An 18,199-nucleotide genomic window follows, 5' to 3' on the forward strand; every position below is an offset into this window, starting at 1 on the left:
TCTGCGATGGCGCCAGCACGATGTTTCGCGCTCAGGGGCACGGTCTCCATGGTGATTCCCCTTCTGGCTCAAGGGCAGGTTCGGCGCATCGGCGCAGCCCCTCTTGCAGGCTCTCCGGCAGCTCCTGACCCTCTTGACCTGCAGGAGCCAGCGAATACCTGTGCCACGCTTTCGAAGGGGCGCCTGCAGAACCGCTGTCGCGGCAGGCTTCGCAACCGGCGCGCGGCTCTTGTGCAAACCGCCTGGTTGGAGCGCCTGGTTTTCGGCCCCACTCCGGTGGACGACCGTTTGATCCAGCTGTGGCTCGGGATCTTCCCGGTCAACTGGCGGCAACTGACAAATCCCATGCTGTTGCTCGACCAGATCGCTGCCATTCGATCCCAGCTGCCCAACGGTTTCGCCGATCTGCTTGGGGCCATGGTGAACAATGCTGCCCTGCAGATCTCTCTCGACGGACTCAAAAGCCATCGGCGCAAGCCCAATGAAAATCTGGGGCGCGAACTGCTTGAACTCTTCTCTCTTGGCATCGGCAATTACACAGAAAAGGACGTGATCGAAGCGGCCCGTGCCCTCACGGGCTATCGCCTGCAGCCCGATGGCAGCCTTGCTCTGGATCCCCGCCGCCACGACGCCGGTCACAAAACAATTTTCGGACGCACCGAACCGTTTGATGGCCCTTCGCTTGTGGCCTGGCTGTGTCAGCAGCCCGCAACTGCCCGTCACATCACCGGCAGGGTCTGGGAGCGGCTGGTGGGCCCGCTGCCGTCCTTGGCCCGGATCACCGCAATCGCCACAGCCTGGCAGGAGCAGCAACTCTCGCTGCCCTGGCTGATGGCCACGCTGCTGGCTACCCCGGAGGCCGCCGCCAGCATCCGCAACGGCACCATGGTGCGGGAACCGATCGATCTGGTGATCGCGTCGTTGTCGTTGCTGGGAAGCCGACACCGCGAAGCCATGGCTGCAGCCAAGTCGAGCCTGGTCCGCATGGGTCAGGGGGTCTTCGAGCCCCCTTCGGTGAAGGGATGGCCCGTCAATCAGGAGTGGCTGAGCCTGCGCTGGCTGCAGGCACGTCGCAGGGGTCTGCAGGCTCTCCTTGCCAATGAGGAGGTGTGGGCGTCCCGCGCCATGGCCGAGGAACTTCCGGCCAGCCTCACCCCCATTCCGCTGTTGTCGCTGTCGCTGCCGGCCCCCGCCAGTCGCCAGTCCGTTGCCCTGCTGTTCGACGATCCCGTCTGGCAGCTCAAATGAAACGCCGCTCCCTGTTGCAGCTCAGCGCCGGTTTCAGTGCTGCTGCATTGCTCGATCAGCTTGGCGCCGCAGCCTCCCAGTCCAAGGCCCCGAAGGGCAAGGTCTTCGTCCTGCTCGACCTTCGTGGCGGTAACGACGGGCTTAACACCGTTGGTCCCCACAGGCATCCCCTGTATCTGGCGGCCAGGCCCCGCCTGAAGATCACCGATGGCTTCTCCTTGGGGCCTGAGCTGTATGCGCATCCAGCCCTCGCGCCCCTCAAGCCAGCCTGGCGCGCTGGACGCCTGGCGTTTGCCCTCGGGGTCGGATGGCGCGAGCCCAACCGCAGCCACTTTCAGGCGATGGACGATTGGGCGCGGGGCACGCCCTCCCCAACCCCAGACGCGGCCGGCTGGTTGGCCACCGCCATCCGCAAACGCGGATCCCGTGGCCCGTTGGTGACGTTGGGGCCGACCGGAGCACCTGCCTTGGAGGGACCAGATGTCATCAGCCTGCAGCTGAACCAGGCCTCGTTCACTGCTCCACCCTTTGCGCTTGCCAATGGCCGTTCGAGCCACGCCAATCCGGTGGTGGATAAAATTCTGGCCATTGAATCCTCCGGCAACAGGGAACTGGCTCGCCTGAGGAAGGCGCTGGCTCCTCTCCCGAAGGGGGTGAGGATTCCCGCCGGTCTGCTGGGCCAGCAGGTGGCCTTCGCTCTGCGGCTGATCGGCAGCGGTATCTGCCCGCCGGTGCTGCAGATGGCCCTGGGGGGCTTTGACACCCACGGCAATCAGTTGGCCGGCCATGCCCAACAACTTCGGCAGTTGGCAGAAGCCCTCGCCACTTTTGATGCGGCGTTGCAACGCATGCCCAACCGGCCCCCGGTCACCCTGCTCTCCACGAGTGAATTCGGGCGGCGCCTGCAGGAAAACAACTCCGGCGGCACCGATCACGGCAGCGCCTCCGTGGCCCTGCTCCTCGGTGATCAGGTTCCCCACCCCTTCATTGGCCGCTATCCGAGCCTGGCCCGGCTGGATGATCGCGGCGACCTGATCCCTGCGATGGAACCGCTTGAGCTCTACCGGCGGGCCCTGGCCCTCTGAGGGGTAGCGGGTCAGGTGGGGGGCTGTCCCTTCCCCGCCGACAGGCGCCCCACCACGTAGCCCGCCACGGCGCCCACCAGTGCACCCTGCAGTTGCCAGAGCTGCTTGCGAAACCGCCAGCGCGCAGCACCAAGCTGAATGCCCACCACCAGGGCCAGCACCAGAACCACTGCCGCCACCGACCCTCCCCAGCCGGTTCGGGAAGGTCCTGAGGGCGTGGGGGTCGGCATGGTTACAGAGAAAGATGGCAGCGGGATGGCGGTGGGGCCAGCCAGGGGGAGACAGGGATCAGCCATGATTCGCCCAGGCCCAGGCAGTGTCGAGCGTGTCCGTATCCCGTCCCGGTTCCCTCCCCCTTCCCGGTTCCCTTCCCCGCAGCGGCGTGGTGCATCGGGTGACCGGTGAAACCGATGTGCGGGTGAGCCTGAATCTTGATGGCAGTGGCGCCTGCCAGGTGAGCACCGGGGTGCCGTTCCTGGATCACATGCTGCATCAGCTGGCCAGCCACGGCCTGCTCGACCTGGAGATCAGCGCCCACGGCGACACCCACATCGACGACCACCACACCAACGAGGACGTGGGCATCGCCGTGGGCCAGGCCCTGGCGCAGGCCCTGGGGTCACGCCGCGGCATCCATCGCTTCGGCCATTTCGTGGCGCCGCTTGATGAAGCGCTGGTGCAGGTGGCGCTCGATTGCTCCGGCCGCCCCCACCTCAGCTACGGGCTCACAATTCCGGCCCAGCGGATCGGCACCTACGACACCGAGCTGGTGCGGGAATTCTTCGCGGCGGTGGTGAACAACTCCGGCCTCACCCTGCACATCCGCCAGCTCGATGGCCTGAATTCGCACCACATCGTGGAGGCCTGCTTCAAGGCGTTCGCCCGGGCGCTGCGGTTGGCGGTGGAGATCGACCCGCGCCGGGCCGGTGCGGTGCCGAGCAGCAAGGGGGTGCTGGAGCAGGCGGGCGCCGCGCCTTAACACTCCTTTACGTGATGATGGGAGCAACGCCGTCCTCTCGTCCGCTCATGACCCTGGCCGCCAGCCGCCCTGACCATCCGGACGCAGCGGATTCCGCCGCGAGCGCCACCACCTACGCCCGCGCCGATTGGGCCAGTGCCTTCCGCAACGTGGGCAGCGAACTCACGGCGGCACCGCTCAGCGCCAGCAAGGGCTCCATCCCCAGCGAGCTCAGCGGCACCCTCTACCGCAACGGCCCGGGCCGGCTGGAGCGCGGCGGCCACTGGGTGCACCACCCCTTCGATGGCGACGGCATGATCACCGCCGTGCGCTTCGACGGCGGTGGCGCCAGCCTCACCAACCGTTTCGTGCGCACCGAGGGTTGGCTGGCGGAGGAGGAGAAGGGCAGCTTCGTGTACCGCGGTGTGTTCGGCACCCAGAAGCCCGGCGGCCCGCTCGCCAATGCCTTTGACCTGCGGCTCAAGAACATCGCCAACACCCACGTGGTGCGGCTGGGCGACCGGCTGCTGGCGCTCTGGGAAGCCAGCCTGCCCCACAGCCTCGATCCCGACACGTTGGAGACCACCGGCCTTGAGCAGTTGGATGGCGTGCTGGCCGCCGGGGAGGCCTTCAGCGCCCACCCTCGCTTCGATCCCGGCCACCGGGGCGGCCCGCGCATGGTCACCTTCGGGGTGAAGGCGGGGCCCCGCAGCTCGATCCGGCTGATGGAGTTCGACGCCTCCAGCGGGGAGGGCGGAAGTGGCGAGGGGGGAAGTGGCCGCCTGCTGGCCGATCAGACCCGTAGCTTCAAGGGGTTCGCCTTTCTGCATGATTTCGCGATCACGCCCAACTGGGCCGTGTTCCTGCAGAACGCCATGGCCTTCAACCCGCTGGGCTTCGTGTTCGGCCTGAAGGGGGCCGCCCAGTGCCTGGCCTCCAAACCCGGCGAGCAGGGCCAGTTCTGGCTGATTCCCCGCTCCGGTGACGGCGAGCCCCTGCAGGTGCAGGCGCCGGCCGGCTTCGTGTTCCACCACCTCAATGCCTTCGAGGATCCCAGCGCCGGTGCGGCCGGCCAGGTGGTGGTGGATTCGATCTACTACGACGACTTCCCCACGATCGGACCGGACACCGACTTCCGCGCTGTCGACTTCAGCACCCTGCCGGTGGGCCAGCTGCACCGCTGCCGCATCGATCTGGCCACCGGTGCGGTGAGCATCGAGCGTCTGGAGGAGCGCTGCTGCGAATTCGCGATGGTGAACCCCGCCCGCGTGGGGCTGGATGCCCGCTATGCCTGGATGGCGGTCACCCACCGGGAGCGAGGCAACGACCCGCTGCAGGCGATCGAGAAGCTCGACCTGCACTCCGGCGAACGCTGGGTGTGGAGCGCGGCGCCGCGGGGGTTCGTCAGCGAGCCGCTGATGGTGCCCCGTCCGGCCGTCGGCGCCGGGCCCGCCCCGGCGGAAGACGACGGCTGGATCCTCTGCGTCGTCTGGAACGGAGCCCGCGCCGCCAGTGACCTGGTGATCCTGCGGGCCGACGACCTCACCGAGCAGGCGGTGATTCCGCTGCCGCTGGCGATCCCCCACGGGTTGCACGGCAGCTGGAGTGCGGCATGAACGGTCCTGCACAGCCGCGCCGTTTGGGACTGGGCCGGATCCTGGTGACGGCCTGCTTGTGGCTGCTGGCCGCCGCCGCGCCGCTCACTTTCCAGCCGGCGGCCGCTGCTGCCGCGCTGTTTCACCTGGTGGGGCCGGTGCCGGCGGAGCTCGGCCTGCACGACGGACACCTTTCTCCCTGCACGGCCCCCAGCCATTGCGTCCGCCAGGACTGGCCGCTGGCCGATCCGGTGGCCGGCCTGCACCAGCTGATGCCGGTGCTGGCGGCCACGCCGGGGGTGGCGGTGGAACGCTTCGATGAGCAACCGGGGGCCGCCTATCTCCACGCCACCGCCGAGAGCCGTCTGTTCGGCTTCATCGACGACCTCGAGCTGGCGGCTGACGCCCGTAGTGGCGTGCTGCAGCTGCGCTCGGCTTCCCGCCTCGGGGATTCAGACCTTGGCGTGAACCGGGCCCGACTGGAGAGCCTGAAGCAGGCCCTCGAGGCAGGGATCAGCCCCGCTGCTGCCGGCTGAGGGTGGCGGCGGAGAACACATGACCCGTTTCGGCGGCAATCAGCACCACCGCAGCGGAATCGGCGGCCCCGTCCACCCTGGCCTTGAGCGCGGGATCGCCTTCCACCTGCAGCAGGAACGCGGTCAACTGAGCTTTGGACATGATCTTCGACGGCATGAGGCCTGCCTCCGTCCTACTCGGGGGTGTCGAGCGGCTCAGGCCGCGGCAGCGCTGGCAGCGGTGGCAGCGGTGGTGGTGGGTTCAGACGTGAGCGGGGCACCGGTGGTGGTGTCAGGGGCAGTCGGCCAGCCTCCCGTGGGTTCGGTGCGGTTTCCGGGCCTACCACTTCCACGGCGGAGCGTTCCACCAGCAGCCGGAAGCGCAGCGTCTGTCGCGCGTTGATCAACCGTTGCAACTCGGCCACCTGCTTCGGGGTGGGCTGGTCGGGGTCGACGGTGCGCAGCACCAGTCGGATCAGGGGTGGGTTCTCGGCCCAGTCGATCAAAAGGCTGTCCAGCCTGGCGTTCTGACCCACGGTCACGGTTTCACGCACCAGCAAGCGCTCGATCGTTTCGGTGATCTCCCGTTTCAATACCTGTTCGCGTGCGCTGCGCACCAGATCGATGAAGCCACCGCTCAGGGGCACCACCAGCAGGGCGGTCAGCCCGAGGCTGACCACACTCAGCCGGCTGCGGCGGGCGTAGTGGCGAAAGCCGGGGCCCCATTTGGCCAGCATCGCCAGGCAGCCGCTGAGGATGCCGAACAGGTTGGTGAGATACAGCAGGCCGGCGCCGCGGGCGTGGTCCCACTCGCCGGCGGAGAGCAGCAGGCCCAGCACGCACACAGGGGGCACCAGGGCCACGGCAATCGCCGTTCCCGCCATGGACGACACCGCTTCGCTGCGCAGGCGGGCATAGACGGCGATGACACCGGCCACCAGGGCGATGCCTAGGTCGAGCAGGCTCGGCGCCGTACGGGCCATCACCTCGCTGCCGAAGTCGGGCAGGCCGGCCAGCCGCCCGAGCAGCAACGACAGCCCCACGCTGAGCAGTGCGCCCACCAGCAGGGTGAACAGGCCACGACCCACCAGCTTCAGCCGCCCCCGCAGGATGCCGAAGGCGGTGGCCCGCAACGGCGTGATCCACGGGGCGATGATCATGGCGCCGATCACCACCGCGGCACTGTTGCTGAGCAGCCCGAGCGTGGCGATCGCCGTCGCCCCGAGTGTCAGCACCACGAACACCTCATCGAGGCCGGCGTCGCGCTCGAAATCCACGATCAACTGGCGCACCTGGCGGCGCCGCGCGCACTGAACCTGGGTCAGTCCTTCAGATGGGGAGCAGGGGCTGAGGCGTTGCACGGCGGTGGCCGGGAACACCGGTCAGAAGGGGAGACCCCGCTGCACCGGCGGGTTGGTGGCGTTCAGCGGCCCATTGCCGCCTGCCTTTGCTCGTCTGTCTCCGCCGTCTGTTTGTACCAGCACGCCTGGGGCGTCAGGCGTTGCCGAAGGCCACCTGGCAGGCGGCGTTGAGCAGTTCAGCTTCCGACGCGCTCTGGGGCTGGCGGCCATCCAGCAGGCCGGCGTTGCAATCGGCGGTGAGCTCGTAGGTGCCGCCGTCGGTGGTGACGGCGAAGCTCACCACCGAGCTGCTGGTTGGTACCACCGAAGCGAAGATCAGCTGGTAGTTGCTGTTGGGCACCAGGATGTAGGTCTGGTTGGCGCTGATGGCCGAATTGACGGCGTTGTTGATGATCGAAGCGGTGGCAAGGGTGGCGATGCCCCAGGTGGCCGCACGGGCGCCCCACCAGCCCCACGTTGGTGTGCTCCAACCGCCATACCAGCCGTAGTTCCACGGCCGCGCCACGCCCCAGCCGGGCCGCGCCCAGCCGGCATTGACGTTCACGTTGTTGATGTTGACGCGCCGGTTCCAGTTGGCGTTGACGTTGGCGTTGCGGTTGACGTTCACGTTCCGGTTGATGTCGCGGTTGACGTTGACATTTCTGTTGACGTCCCGATTCACGTCGCGATTGATGTTCCGGTTGTTATCGAGGTTGCGATTCACATTCCGGTTGGCGTCGCGGTTGAGGTTGCGGTTGCCGGCGACAGCGGTGCCGCTGGGCCGGTTGAGCGAGGGGGTCACGCCCGGTTGACGCACCTGGTTGCTCCAGCCCCCGCTGGGCCTGGAGGACCCCCGGCTGAGACCACTGCCAGAGTTGCTGAAACCCGTGTTGGCCCGGCCACCACCGCCAGCACCGCCACCGCCGCTGCGAAAGCTGCCGCCACCGCCACGGGAACCACCGCCACGGGAACCACCGCCACCGCGGGAACCACCGCCCCTTGAGCCGCCACCGCCACCACCGCGGGCGATCAGTTGTGTGGAGCTGGTGCCCGCCGGGGTCTCAAAGGCGAAGCTGACGCCGGCGGGCAGCGTGATCACGCCGGCCAGCACCAAAGCCAATCCTGCAAGGTTCTTCATTTCAGGACCAGATCACAACCGTCGTCGTAGCAACTGGCGTTGGTGCGGCCGTTGCTGTCGAAGTGCACCCGCACCAGATCCCGCCCTGCCATCAGTTCGGGCCGGCTTTCCTTCACGCTGTTGAGGTAGTTGGGATTGACGACGCAGAGATCACGGCCGTTGAAGCAGACCGTGTTCGCGGAAAACCGAGCCGACGCATTCTGCAGTTGTTTCCACTGTTTGGAGTCGGCGTCGTAGAGCTCCATCTTCAGCGGCGTGTCCGTGACGCGGATCGTTTTCGTGATCGCGCCGATGCGGTGCCGGTACAGGGTGACGCGGCCGAAATCCTCCGCTTCCACGGTGCAGGCCTGGGGGTCGGCTCCCATCAGGCTGCAGGTGGTGGTGAGCGTGTAGAGCACTTCGGCGCGGGCGGGCGCCGGCGCAACCAGCAGGGCGAGCGCGCAGCTCGCCAGAGCTCCGCTGATCAGGATGGGCGATTTCAGGAACATCGGGGCAGCGACCTGCGCGGTGATCTCTGCGGCGACCTCCGCGGCGCCGTCCGCAGGGGACGAGCGCAGGGAGTGTCGGCGGGGTGAGGGGATGTCTCACTGTGACGGCGCCGGCAACACCCTCGCCACGCAGTGAAAGCGACCGCAACATTCCGACTTCCTCCCCCTTCACCTCCCGCCCCTGTCCCCACGCGCTGCCGCGTCGGCACCCCGACACGCCTGCGGGCCCGGAGGCGCATCGGGCGCCTTTGGATCCGTTGCAGCTGTTGGTGTGATCCGCTCGAGTGCCGGCGACAACGCAGGAAACACCAGCACGAACACGTTCCACTTCACAGCCACCCTTCACCCCAGCCCCACTCCTGACGCCGTGGCATCTGCTCCCCTCCTCGCGGCCAGCTGGCAGCCGATCCGCTGTTGACCCGGCTGGTGGTTGTCGGCTCTGTGGCAGGCATCCTGTTCATCTCGATCGTGTTTCGGGACCGGCTTGGCGGGCTCACCGTGGCCATCGCTGTGGCCAGCGCGGGCACCGCCTTCGCGATCTCTTTCGGGGGCTTCTACAGGCCCGGTGATCGGGTGCAGCTGGGGCATCAAGGGTGATGGGATTGATGTCGGCGTCTTGCGCACCACGATGATGGAGCTGGGTGAAAGGGTGAGCTCCGATCTCTACAGCGGCCGCGTTGTTCGCGTTGCCAATGGCTTTGTGTTCAAGGCACAGGTGTTCAACGACTCCGGCGAGTTTCCTTCCCTCTGGGATGAGATCGTCGTCCCTGTGAGGTATGGCCAGGACCACCACCACCGCCTTGCCCGCAGGTTGCTGGAAGGGGTCGTGCGTGACACCTTCAGCGAGCAGCACAAGCTGGAGTCGCTGCGGGCCTGGGCGCAGCTGGTGCACCGCTTCCTGGTGGAGAAGGCCAGCCTGGAGCCGAACGTGAGCCTGATCGTCACCGACAACTGGCTGCAATTCACCATGCGCTGTGCGGCGGATTTCAAGCAGCGCTGTGCCACCAAGGACGAGCTGTTCACCCGCATCCTTGATGCCTTCGCGGCCAACGATGGGCGGGTCTCGATTGCATCCACCACCATCCTGCTGCTGGACGCCCCAGCGTTGCAGGTGCAGCTGTCCGGAGAGTGGGAGGCGCCACCGCCGGTGCCGCATCCCTGACCGGTGTGTCCCGTTGGCGCTGTCTGCTTGCTGCCGCTGCCCACACTGGCTTTCCACGGCGCAGGATGGGCACCACCTTCTGCTGAAGCGATGCTGGCCCAAAGGCGTTCCGGCTTGCACCCCGTGCTGCGGCATGTGCTCACGGCGGGTCTGGTTCTGGCCCTGACCGTGGGAGGGGGCCTGGCCAGCCGTGCCGCTCCAGGCACCCCCGCCGTCCCCGCCGCTGCGCAGGCGGCACCCTCCACGGCCGAGCCGAGCACTCTGGTGGATCCCCTCGGCAGCCCGGAGGCAACGCCGAAGGACACGGCCAACTGCGCCGCTGCGCCGTCATGGGTGACCCTCGACGGCCTCCGGGTGCTGGAACTGCGCGCCGTTCCCGGGGCCCAGCCCATCGAGGACTATGCCCAGCGTGCCTCCCGGCGCCTGAAGGAGCTGGCCAGCGGTGGCATCGAGCCCAGCCAGCTGGTTCTCAAGGATCAGAGCCCTTACACCTTCATCGGCATTCAGAACGTCGGTGCGTTCCTGCCCGCCATGGCGGTGGAGGACCGGGCGGCGGCCTGCTTCGGCATCACCCGTCAGGAGCTGGCCGCCCGCTACCGCGATGCCCTGCGCTCAGCAATCCCGCGCTACCGCGAACGCAACACCCTGCAGAGCTGGCTGCAGGGCACGGCCCTCGCCCTGCTGGTGCTGGGCATCTTCGTGCTGTGGGTCCGGGGGCAGCAGCTGCTCAACCGGCGGCTCCGCACCAGGATCGCCAGCAAGCAACGGTTCCCCATCTTCCAGAAGGTGCCGTACCTGAACGACCTGCTCAACATCAGCCAGGTGCGCAGCGGCCTGCAAGTGATGCGACGGATCCTCCACTGGACTCTGTTGCTGTTGATCAGTTACCTGCTGATTCCACTGCTGCTGGGCTTCTTCCCGCCCACCCAGTCGATCGCCGAGGGGCTGAGGGGCCAGATCCTTGCCGTGCTGAGCATCGCCCTGAGTGGCGTGCTGGCCCAGATTCCCAATGTGGGCTCGATCGCGGTGATCCTGGGCTTCACCGTGCTGGCGATCCGCCTCAGCAACGCCGGCTTTCGTGCTCTCAATGCCGGTCAGCTGCGGATTCCCGGCTTCTATCCGGAATGGGCCCTGCCCACCGCCCGTCTGGCCGCGATCTTCATCACGCTGATCGGTCTGGTGCTGTCCTATCCGTACGTACCGGGATCGAACAGCAAGGCCTTCCAGGGGGCGGGCCTGCTGCTGGGTGTGCTGGCGGCCCTTGGCTCCAGCGCCATCGCCACGAACATCATCAGTGGCCTGATGCTCATCTATACCCGGGCCTTCCGCCTTGGCGACCGCGTGGATATCAACGGCACGGTGGGCGTCGTGCAGGAGCGGGCTCTGCTGGTGACGCGGGTGCGCACGCCCCGCAATGAACTGGTGAGCATCCCCAATGCCACGGTGATCGGCGCCTCGATCGTGAATTTCAGCTTTTCGCGGCGGGAGATCCAGCAGCCGGTGGCGATTGCCACCACGATCACCATCGGTTACGACGTGCCCTGGCGCAAGGTGCAGGCGCTGATGTTGGCCGCCGCCGGAAGCATGGAGGACATCAGTGATGAAGTGGCGCCGTATGTGATTCAGACCTCCCTGAATGACTTCCACATCAGCTATGAACTCACCGTCTTCGTGAAGGATGCGGGCCGCTACCGGGAGACCCTTTCTGAGATGCTGGCGGCGCTGCAGGATCAGTTCGCCGCCGCCGATGTGGAGATCCTCTCGCCGGGCTATCACGCCATCCGCAATGGCAACGCCAGCACGGTGCCGAAACCTTCTCCCCCGGATGGCTGATCCCGAGCGCCAGCGCTCAGGCTCCAGGCCCCTGCCGCTGGCGCCAGCCCACGAACGGCAGTGAAAGCACCCCGGTGATTAGCACGTAGGCCAGGATCGCCACCTTCAGTTCCTTCAGCTGGGCGCCATGGCTGCTGGCGAACACCAGCGCCAGACCGGGGTTCCGCATCGACGTCACCAGCGGAGCGGTGGTGCGGGCGATCGGGTCGTGGCCGGCCAGCAGATACCCGATCGCCAGCGAGCCCAGCGCCATGATGGCCATCAGCCCGAGCGCCAGCCCATCGCGGGAGAAGAAGCTCACCACCCCGGGCAGCGTGGCCACCAGCAGCACCACGGTGAGCAGCAGCACCAGCCCATCGGCGAGCCGGTCGAAGCGGTCGTCCCACCGCTGCGCCCAGGCCGGCTTCCACAGCCTCAGTCCGATGCCGCTGGCCAGCGGCAGCAGCTGGGCGGTGACCACCTGCAGAAAGACGGCGCCGGGGGTGATTGCCCAGCGCTCCACACTGAACACACTGCTGAACAGCCATGCCAGCAACGGCACCGTCACCACCGCCAGCAGCGCGGCGGCGACCTGCAGGCTGGCCGCCAGCTCCCGCTTGCCGCGGGCCAAGTGAGCCTTGCGCAACGTCAGCGGCGCGCTGGGGCAGATTGCCATCAACGCAATCGCGTAGCCCGCCGGCGGCGAGAGGCCGGCGGCCAGCGGCAGCTTCAGCAGCACCAGGGCCAGCAGCGGCACCAGCAGGCAGGTGCCCAGCAGCGCCCTCAGCACCAGGAACGGCCGGTGGCGCACCAGCGCCAGCTCGCTGGCGGAGAGTCCCAACCCCAGCGCGAACATCAGGGCGAACAGGGTGACGGGCAGCACCAGCGCCATGGCCGGATTCACATCGGCCTCGCACCGACGACCAGCAGGACCAGGGCGACGCTGCCGATCAGGGTGAGGGCCACGGCGGTGGCGATGCCGATCGAGGTCTGATCCACGTAGACGAAGTCGTCGCGCTGGAGCCGCTTGAGCGTGCGCAGATGTTCCCGCGCGGCGGCGGCCATGGCCAGGATGCCGGTGAGCACGAAGCCGATCGCCACCAGCCGCACGCCGAGGCCGGCATGGACAGGGCGCTCGAGGCGGCTGGTGTTGATGGCGCCGATGATCTTGTCGAGGCCGAAGCCGAAGCTGATCAGCGCCAGGCAGGTGCGGATCCAGGCCATCAAGGTGCGCTCCGCCGCCGCCCGGTTGCGTTCCTTGGCCAACTCATTGGTGAGATTGGCCGCCATCAGGGCTGTAGCAGCGGCCCGAGCTGGGGCAGCAGCGCCGCCAGGGCCCGGCCGCGGTGGCCGAGGCGGCGTTTCTGATCGAGGTCCATCTCCGCGAAGGTGAGGCCGGCCTCCGGCACCAGGAACACCGGGTCGTAGCCGAAGCCGCCGCTGCCGCGCGGCGCCGTGAGGATCTCCCCTGGGCAGATCCCTTCCACTGTGACCACGGTGTGGCCGCTGGGATCAGCCAGCGCCAGGGCGGCGGTGAAGCAGGCGCGGCGGTTGGCGCTGGACTCCTGGGCTGCGGCTTGTGCGCCCAGTTCCCGCAGCAGCCGGGCAATGCGCTCGCTGTCGCTGGCGGCGTAGCGGGCCGAATGGATGCCGGGGGCGCCGCCGAGCGCCTCCACGCTCAGGCCCGAGTCGTCGGCGAGTGCCCAGCAGCCGGTGGCCAAGGCCACAGCTTCAGCCTTGAGGCGGGCGTTGGCGGCAAAGCTGTCGCCCGTTTCCTCCACCTCAAAGCCGCTGGGCTGGGGGCGCACATCAAGCGGGGGCAGGCCGGCGGAACGGGCCGCCTCTCCATTGAGGGCGGCATTGAATTCCCGCAGCTTGCCGGCATTGCCGCTGGCCAGCACCAGCACGATGGAGGGGGTGGCGGCGGGCGGGTCGGTTGGCAGGGCGGCGGGCGTCATGCCGCCTCCGCGTACTGCTGCGCCCAGGCGAGCACGGCGGCCACCCGCTCGGGGCTGGGGCCTTCGCAGTAGAGGCGCAGCAGCGGTTCGGTGCCGGAGAAGCGCAGCATCAGCCAGTGGCTGGCGCCGAGCCGCAGCTTGACGCCATCGGTGCGAATCACCTCCAGCACCGGCGCGCCCGCCACGTCGGTGGGAGCGGCATCGGCCAGCTGGCGTTCCAGCCGCTGGCGGGTGGCCATGTCCCGCAGCCGCAGGTCGAGGCGGTCGTAGGTGCCGGCGCCGCCATGGGCCTCGCGCAGCTGATCGAGCCGCTCGCCCAGAGGCAGCCCCCCTTCCACCACCGCTTCCACCACCAGCAGGGCCACGAACAGGGCATCCCGCTCCGGCAGGTGCATGCCCAGCCCCACCCCACCGGATTCCTCGCCGCCGATCAGCACATCGCCGCTCAGCATCTCGGCGGCGATGTACTTGAAGCCCACCGGCTTCTCGATCACGCGGCGGCCGAGGCCTTCGGCCACCTGCTGCATCAGGTCAGAGCCGCTGACGGTTTTCACCACGGCGCCGGGCAGGCCGCGGGCGCGGGCCAGGTGATCGATCAGCAGTGGCATCAGCAGCTGGGTGCTGCAGTAGCGGCCCTGTTCGTCGATGGCGGCGATCCGATCACCATCGCCATCGAAGACGATGCCCAGGGCCGGCCGGCCGGCTGCGGTGCTGGCGCGCACCGCTGCGATCAGCTCGCCCAGATAGGGCTCCAGCGGTTCGGGGGGATGGCCGCCGAACAGCGGATCGCGGTTGGAGCGGATCTCCAGGATGTCACTGGCTTCAGGGCGGTCAGGCGCTTCAGCGGCAATGGCTGGAGTGGCCACGGCAGCTTCAGGTGCCGCGGCAGCTGGGTGGCCCAGCAGCGCCGGCAGGCCACCGGCCGCCGAGCCGTGCATCGGATCCACGATCACGGCCATGCCCAGCCGCGCCAGCCCTTGGCGCAGGGCGCCGGTGTCGACCAGCTTGCGCAGCCCCGCCAGGTAGCCGGCCCAGCCATCGAAGCGGGGGGTGTCGCCGCCGATCGGCACGGTGATGCCGCCGGCCTCCAGGCGCTTCTCCACCCGGGCGGTGAAGTCGCCTTCCACCGAGCCGCCGAAGTGGCCCTTGATCTTGAGCCCGAGCCATTCGGGCGGGTTGTGGCTGGCGGTGATCACCAGGGCGCCCAGGGCGCCGCGTTCCACCACGGCCCAGCTGCAGGCGGGGGTGGGCACGGGCGTGTCGGTGAGCAGCGGCTCCAGGTCGGCGCCCCGCACGGCGGCGGCGATTGCTTCGGCCAGCTCGGGTGCGAGGAAGCGGCGGTCGTAGCCGATCACCACCTCTCGGCTGCGTAGGCCCGGTGGGGCGGAATGCTCCAGTTCGCGGGCGGCGGCGGCGGCCACCGGCAAGAGCCGCTCCACCGTGATGTCGACGCCGAGGATGCCGCGCCAGCCATCGGTGCCGAACCGGATCGGGCTGGGCTCCAGGGGCAGGGGGGCGGACGCCATGGGGGGAGGGGAAGTGCCAGGGTCGTAGCAGCGTGACGCATCCAGCGGGGCGGGGAGCGTGCCGGCCTCTGGGCAGGCCACCGTCCCCTTTAGCCTGGCCGCATGCCTTCCGCCCACCCCGATCGGGTGCTCACCGACCGGTTGCTGCGCAGCTGGGTCCGCTGCCGCCGCCGCGCCTGGCTCGACCGCCATGGCCCGCAGGAACGGCGCCTCTGGACGGCCCACCGCACGCTGCAGCTCGACGACCAGCAGCGCTGCTTTGTGCAGTTGCTGGGCCGTAAGCCCTTACGGGGTGAGGCGGGTTGCGCCGCCGCCGCGCCCGCCGTGGTGGGGCTGCGGCTGGCCGGCGACGGCCCGGGCGGGTTGGCGCTGCAGGCCCACCCGCCCCTGCTGCTGCGCACCACCGGCAGCAGCCGCTGGGGCGCCCATGCCTACCTGCCGGTGATGGCCCGCCACGGCCGGCGGCTCACCCGTGAGCACCGCCTGCTGATGACACTCTGGGGCCGGCTGCTGGGGGACCACCAGCACGCGGCCGTGGGCCAGGGCCTGGTGCTGGCCCACGGCGGTGGAGCGCTGGAGCAGGAACACCTGGCGCTGGGCCCGGGGCTGCAGCGCCAGCTCGACGACAGCCTGCCGAAGCTGGCGGACGATCTGCAACGCCACCAGCCGCCGCCGCTGGTCAACGACCGCAAGAAATGCGTGCTCTGCTCCTGGCGGGGCCTGTGCGACCAGGAGGCGGCGCAGCAGGGTCACCTCAGCGAGGTGAGCGGCATCGGCGGCAAGCGCCGCGAGCTGCTGCTGGAGCTCCATGTGGGTGGTGTGGCGGATCTGGCGGCGGCCGATCCCGTTGCCCTGGCCGATGCACTGGAGGTGCACGGCGAGCAGCACCGCGAGGTGGCCGAGCGGCTGGTGGCCCAGGCGCGGGTGCAGCGGGACGGCGCCCCGCAACGGATCGCCCCCCTGCCCGGCCAGCCGTTGCTGGCGCTGCCGGAGCTGGCTTCAGCTCCCGGCGTACTCGTCTACGACATCGAATCCGACCCTGACGCCCGCGACGACTTTCTGCACGGGTTCCTGCGGATCGAGCGGCAGGCTGATGGCCACTGGCCTACGGCGGCTGCCACCGGCAGCCGTTACCAGCCGCTGCTGGCGCTGCATGAGCACGGTGAATCGCTTCTGTGGCAGCGCCTGCGGCGGGCGCTGGCGCGCAGCCCGGGTTGGCCGCTGCTCCACTACGGCGAAACCGAGGCGGTGGCGCTGGTGCGGCTTGCCCAGCGTCAGGGCGCCAGCGAACGGGAGGTGGCGGCGCTGCGGGCGCGGCTGGTGGATCTGCATGTGCGCCTGCGGCGCCACTGGCTCCTGCCGGTGAGCAGCTATGGGCTCAAGGGGGTGGCGGGCTGGCTCGGTTTCCGCTGGAGCCAGAAGGGGGTGGATGGGGCCCGCTGCTTGCTGTGGTGGCGCCAGTGGCGCGGCGATGGCACCGCCTCAGGTCGCGGCAGCCACCACAACCTGCGCTGGATCCTCCGCTACAACCACGACGACGTCCGGGCCACCTGGGCGATGGCCCGCTGGCTGCTGGAGCAGGACCAACCGCCCCCGGGCCAGGATCCGCCGGCCCCACTGCTTCCTTAGAAGTTGCCCGCCCCGCCGCCGGCGCCCACCGGCGGGGGCACGAACGCCTCCGGGATCGAGAGCGCCAGCTCCAGCTCCCCCTCGGCGCGCAGGCACGCCTCCGCCAGCGCCTGCCACCGCACCAGGGCCAGCCCCAGCCAGCAGGCCGGCTGCTGTGCAGTGGCGGGCAGCTCCAGGCAGGAGGTGATGCGCCCGGCCCGGTCGCCCGCCGCGGTGTGCAGGCTGCCGCCCGGCCGTGGCACCGGGCCGCCGGCGGGAGGTGTGCACAGCCAGCGGCGCAGCTGTTGCTTGACGCCGTCGTAGGTGGCCAGCTTGGCCAGGGTCTCCTGGCCCACATAGCAGCCCTTCGAGAGGCTCACCCGCGCCGCCAGGCCCAGCTCGAACGGGTTCACCTCCTCGTTGATCTCGCCGGGCGCGGCGGGGTGACCGCCTTGCAGCCGCCAGCGCTCGGCCTCGGCGGCAGAGAGGGCCGGCAGCGCCTGGAGTGCCTCGGGTTCCGGCGCCTCGTCCGGCAGCACCAGCCGGCCGCCTGACAGCAGGAAGCCCCCAGCGCCGTCGGTTGCCCCGAGGAGCTGCCAGTGCCCGGTTGGCGCCAGCAACGACCCAGGGGGATCAAGCAGCGTGAACAAGCTCACAGGCTGGGGCGCCCCCAGCACCACCTGATCGGCGGGAAACAGCACCCGGTCCAGCGCCTGGTGCACGGCGCCGCCGTCGCCGGCGCTCACCAGCAGCCAGGCACCTGTGCCATCCACCAGCACCTCAGCCAGCGCGCGCAGACGGCCGGTGGGGCTGATGCAGCAGGTGGCCAGGCACTCGCCGATCCGGGCCCGCTCCAGGTCCTGGCTGGTCTGGCCGTGCAGGAAGCGCAGGGTGTCGGCCCCTTCCAGGCGGATCAGCACCGCCGGTTGCTGCAGGCGGCTGGGGCGGGGCGGCTGCCAGGCCCATGGGTCGGGCTGGGGAAGGGGCGTCACGGTGGGGGAGCATCCGGCGCCCTCACCCTTGCAAATCACCGCGGCGATCGGGGCGGGTTCAGCTGTTGGTGCCGGACAGCCCAGCTGCGCCGGCAGGAGTGCTGGCGGCTGCTTCGGTGTTGCTGGCGGCCGCGGCGATCTCCTCCAGTAGGAACAGGCTGCGCAGTTCCAGCCCGGCTGCGGTCATCGCCTCAAGGCCGCCTTCCTGCCGGTCGACGATCGTGACCACCCGCTGCACCACGTAGCCGGCTTCCCGCAGCTGCCGCACCGCCTTGAGTGAGGATCCGCCGGTGGTGACCACGTCTTCCAGCACGGTGATGGTGCTGCCAGCAGGAGGCAAGGGGCCTTCCAGCCAGGCGCCGGTGCCGTGGCCTTTCGCCTCCTTGCGCACGATCAAGGCATCCAGCGGCCGTCCCACCAGCGCCGCCGCCAACGCGACACCGCTCACCAGCGGATCGGCGCCAAGGGTGAGCCCGGCGACGGCCACCGCACCGGCTTCCACCTGCTCCAGCATCAGCTCCGCCAGCAGGGCCAGCCCGTAGCCGCTGAGGCTCACCGGTTTGCAGTTCACGTAGTGGTCGCTGCTGCGCCCGGAGGCCAGGGTGAAGCGGCCATGGCGATAGGCGCGGTCGGCCAGCAGCGGCAGCAGGGCGCGGCGCCGTTCCGCCGGGTCTGCAGGGGGGAGTGACGCGGCCGGAACAGGGGCCGGAACAGTGACAGGAGAGTCGGGAACGGAGGACACTGGCAACTTTCCGGCTTGCTGACTTAGTTTGC

The 18,199-nt window shown here is 69.2% G+C and carries 20 protein-coding genes; 9 read left to right on the forward strand and 11 right to left on the reverse strand.

From position 1 onward, the window contains the following. Window positions 1–48 precede the first annotated feature (48 nt). Entirely contained in the window at window positions 49–1,248 is a 1,200-nt protein-coding gene (locus KBY97_RS10690) for a DUF1800 family protein (protein ID WP_255146909.1), read from the forward strand. Then, a complete protein-coding gene (locus KBY97_RS10695) occupies window positions 1,245–2,333 on the forward strand; it encodes a DUF1501 domain-containing protein (RefSeq protein WP_255146910.1) in 1,089 nt (362 codons plus the stop codon). Before KBY97_RS10690 ends, KBY97_RS10695 begins: the two co-directional genes overlap by 4 nt. Window positions 2,334–2,344: 11 nt before the next feature. Here the strand turns inward: KBY97_RS10695 and KBY97_RS10700 are convergent, their stop codons facing one another. Further along, window positions 2,345–2,563: a hypothetical protein gene (locus tag KBY97_RS10700; protein ID WP_255146911.1), complete on the reverse strand. Its 219-nt coding sequence runs from the start codon at window positions 2,561–2,563 to the stop codon at window positions 2,345–2,347. A 95-nt stretch (window positions 2,564–2,658) separates the two neighbouring features. On the opposite strand from KBY97_RS10700, the gene hisB reads away from it, so the two are divergent. From hisB to KBY97_RS10715, 3 genes are read left to right on the forward strand one after another with little or no spacing between them, the layout of a single operon-like run. Next, window positions 2,659–3,312, forward strand: coding sequence for an imidazoleglycerol-phosphate dehydratase HisB (gene hisB / locus KBY97_RS10705; protein ID WP_255146912.1), 654 nt, complete (start codon window positions 2,659–2,661; stop codon window positions 3,310–3,312). A 47-nt stretch (window positions 3,313–3,359) separates the two neighbouring features. Beyond that, window positions 3,360–4,907: a carotenoid oxygenase family protein gene (locus KBY97_RS10710; protein ID WP_255146913.1), complete on the forward strand. Its 1,548-nt coding sequence runs from the start codon at window positions 3,360–3,362 to the stop codon at window positions 4,905–4,907. Beyond that, window positions 4,904–5,422 carry a DUF1499 domain-containing protein gene (locus tag KBY97_RS10715; protein WP_255146914.1) on the forward strand — a complete coding sequence of 173 codons (519 nt, stop codon included), beginning with the start codon at window positions 4,904–4,906 and terminating at the stop codon, window positions 5,420–5,422. The genes KBY97_RS10710 and KBY97_RS10715 overlap by 4 nt, the downstream gene beginning before the upstream one ends. Here KBY97_RS10715 and KBY97_RS10720 read toward each other — a convergent pair. The 4 genes from KBY97_RS10720 to KBY97_RS10735 all read right to left on the reverse strand — a co-directional run bounded on the left by KBY97_RS10720 (window position 5,400) and on the right by KBY97_RS10735 (window position 8,367). Continuing rightward, window positions 5,400–5,579 carry a Nif11-like leader peptide family natural product precursor gene (locus KBY97_RS10720; protein ID WP_315857163.1) on the reverse strand — a complete coding sequence of 60 codons (180 nt, stop codon included), beginning with the start codon at window positions 5,577–5,579 and terminating at the stop codon, window positions 5,400–5,402. The genes KBY97_RS10715 and KBY97_RS10720 overlap by 23 nt on opposite strands. Window positions 5,580–5,595: 16 nt before the next feature. Further along, on the reverse strand, window positions 5,596–6,780 hold the full coding sequence (locus KBY97_RS10725; RefSeq protein ID WP_255146916.1) for a DUF389 domain-containing protein: 1,185 nt from the start codon (window positions 6,778–6,780) through the stop codon (window positions 5,596–5,598). A gap of 115 nt (window positions 6,781–6,895) precedes the next feature. Next, window positions 6,896–7,879: a hypothetical protein gene (locus KBY97_RS10730; protein ID WP_255146917.1), complete on the reverse strand. Its 984-nt coding sequence runs from the start codon at window positions 7,877–7,879 to the stop codon at window positions 6,896–6,898. Next, window positions 7,876–8,367: a hypothetical protein gene (locus tag KBY97_RS10735; protein ID WP_255146918.1), complete on the reverse strand. Its 492-nt coding sequence runs from the start codon at window positions 8,365–8,367 to the stop codon at window positions 7,876–7,878. The genes KBY97_RS10730 and KBY97_RS10735 overlap by 4 nt, the downstream gene beginning before the upstream one ends. A gap of 426 nt (window positions 8,368–8,793) precedes the next feature. Here KBY97_RS10735 and KBY97_RS10740 point away from each other — a divergent pair, with 426 nt between their 5' ends. From KBY97_RS10740 to KBY97_RS10750, 3 genes are all read left to right on the forward strand, one after another. Beyond that, the gene (locus KBY97_RS10740) at window positions 8,794–8,964 is read left to right on the forward strand and encodes a hypothetical protein (protein WP_255146920.1); all 171 of its coding nucleotides are present in this window, start codon (window positions 8,794–8,796) and stop codon (window positions 8,962–8,964) included. Window positions 8,965–8,983: 19 nt separating this feature from the next. Then, window positions 8,984–9,529 (forward strand): mechanosensitive ion channel, encoded by a 546-nt coding sequence (locus KBY97_RS10745; protein ID WP_255146921.1) that lies wholly within the window; start codon window positions 8,984–8,986, stop codon window positions 9,527–9,529. 90 nt (window positions 9,530–9,619) lie between these two features. Beyond that, window positions 9,620–11,362 (forward strand): mechanosensitive ion channel family protein, encoded by a 1,743-nt coding sequence (locus KBY97_RS10750; protein ID WP_255146922.1) that lies wholly within the window; start codon window positions 9,620–9,622, stop codon window positions 11,360–11,362. 16 nt (window positions 11,363–11,378) lie between these two features. On the opposite strand, the gene KBY97_RS10755 is transcribed toward KBY97_RS10750, so the two are convergent. The 4 genes from KBY97_RS10755 to KBY97_RS10770 are packed head-to-tail and all read right to left on the reverse strand — an operon-like array spanning window position 11,379 to window position 14,825. Further along, a complete protein-coding gene (locus KBY97_RS10755; RefSeq protein WP_255146923.1) occupies window positions 11,379–12,233 on the reverse strand; it encodes a bile acid:sodium symporter family protein in 855 nt (284 codons plus the stop codon). Window positions 12,234–12,241: 8 nt separating this feature from the next. After that, window positions 12,242–12,631, reverse strand: coding sequence for a YidH family protein (locus KBY97_RS10760; RefSeq protein WP_255146925.1), 390 nt, complete (start codon window positions 12,629–12,631; stop codon window positions 12,242–12,244). Then, a complete protein-coding gene (gene rdgB / locus KBY97_RS10765) occupies window positions 12,631–13,299 on the reverse strand; it encodes an RdgB/HAM1 family non-canonical purine NTP pyrophosphatase (protein WP_255146927.1) in 669 nt (222 codons plus the stop codon). The genes KBY97_RS10760 and rdgB overlap by 1 nt, the downstream gene beginning before the upstream one ends. After that, complete coding sequence (locus KBY97_RS10770) at window positions 13,296–14,825, reverse strand: phosphoglucomutase/phosphomannomutase family protein (RefSeq protein WP_255146929.1); 1,530 nt, start codon at window positions 14,823–14,825, stop codon at window positions 13,296–13,298. Before KBY97_RS10770 ends, rdgB begins: the two co-directional genes overlap by 4 nt. A gap of 102 nt (window positions 14,826–14,927) precedes the next feature. Between KBY97_RS10770 and KBY97_RS10775 the strand changes: the two genes are divergently transcribed. Next, on the forward strand, window positions 14,928–16,454 hold the full coding sequence (locus KBY97_RS10775) for a TM0106 family RecB-like putative nuclease (protein ID WP_255146930.1): 1,527 nt from the start codon (window positions 14,928–14,930) through the stop codon (window positions 16,452–16,454). Here the strand turns inward: KBY97_RS10775 and KBY97_RS10780 are convergent. Together KBY97_RS10780 and pyrE are read right to left on the reverse strand one after the other, a co-directional pair. Then, entirely contained in the window at window positions 16,451–17,425 is a 975-nt protein-coding gene (locus KBY97_RS10780; protein ID WP_255146931.1) for a folate-binding protein YgfZ, read from the reverse strand. The two genes, KBY97_RS10775 and KBY97_RS10780, sit on opposite strands and share 4 nt — an antisense overlap. Window positions 17,426–17,483: 58 nt before the next feature. After that, the gene (gene pyrE, locus KBY97_RS10785; RefSeq protein WP_255147001.1) at window positions 17,484–18,074 is read right to left on the reverse strand and encodes an orotate phosphoribosyltransferase; all 591 of its coding nucleotides are present in this window, start codon (window positions 18,072–18,074) and stop codon (window positions 17,484–17,486) included. Window positions 18,075–18,199 lie beyond the last annotated feature (125 nt).

The sequence above is a fragment of the Synechococcus sp. ATX 2A4 genome, from assembly GCF_024346375.1.
In the GTDB taxonomy this organism is placed as follows: domain Bacteria; phylum Cyanobacteriota; class Cyanobacteriia; order PCC-6307; family Cyanobiaceae; genus MW101C3.

What these genes read in the sequence shown, in the direction of transcription:
- KBY97_RS10695 (WP_255146910.1), top strand. Translation starts at nt 1,245, where the DNA reads ATGAAACGCCGCTCCCTGTTGCAGCTCAGCGCCGGTTTCAGTGCTGCT.
- KBY97_RS10730 (WP_255146917.1), bottom strand. Translation starts at nt 7,879, where the DNA reads ATGAAGAACCTTGCAGGATTGGCTTTGGTGCTGGCCGGCGTGATCACG.
- KBY97_RS10750 (WP_255146922.1), top strand. Translation starts at nt 9,620, where the DNA reads ATGCTGGCCCAAAGGCGTTCCGGCTTGCACCCCGTGCTGCGGCATGTG.
- KBY97_RS10715 (WP_255146914.1), top strand. Translation starts at nt 4,904, where the DNA reads ATGAACGGTCCTGCACAGCCGCGCCGTTTGGGACTGGGCCGGATCCTG.
- rdgB (WP_255146927.1), bottom strand. Translation starts at nt 13,299, where the DNA reads ATGACGCCCGCCGCCCTGCCAACCGACCCGCCCGCCGCCACCCCCTCC.
- KBY97_RS10710 (WP_255146913.1), top strand. Translation starts at nt 3,360, where the DNA reads ATGACCCTGGCCGCCAGCCGCCCTGACCATCCGGACGCAGCGGATTCC.
- KBY97_RS10770 (WP_255146929.1), bottom strand. Translation starts at nt 14,825, where the DNA reads ATGGCGTCCGCCCCCCTGCCCCTGGAGCCCAGCCCGATCCGGTTCGGC.
- KBY97_RS10775 (WP_255146930.1), top strand. Translation starts at nt 14,928, where the DNA reads ATGCCTTCCGCCCACCCCGATCGGGTGCTCACCGACCGGTTGCTGCGC.
- KBY97_RS10690 (WP_255146909.1), top strand. Translation starts at nt 49, where the DNA reads ATGGTGATTCCCCTTCTGGCTCAAGGGCAGGTTCGGCGCATCGGCGCA.
- KBY97_RS10700 (WP_255146911.1), bottom strand. Translation starts at nt 2,563, where the DNA reads ATGCCGACCCCCACGCCCTCAGGACCTTCCCGAACCGGCTGGGGAGGG.
- KBY97_RS10735 (WP_255146918.1), bottom strand. Translation starts at nt 8,367, where the DNA reads ATGTTCCTGAAATCGCCCATCCTGATCAGCGGAGCTCTGGCGAGCTGC.
- KBY97_RS10720 (WP_315857163.1), bottom strand. Translation starts at nt 5,579, where the DNA reads ATGCCGTCGAAGATCATGTCCAAAGCTCAGTTGACCGCGTTCCTGCTG.
- KBY97_RS10755 (WP_255146923.1), bottom strand. Translation starts at nt 12,233, where the DNA reads ATGGCGCTGGTGCTGCCCGTCACCCTGTTCGCCCTGATGTTCGCGCTG.
- KBY97_RS10760 (WP_255146925.1), bottom strand. Translation starts at nt 12,631, where the DNA reads ATGGCGGCCAATCTCACCAATGAGTTGGCCAAGGAACGCAACCGGGCG.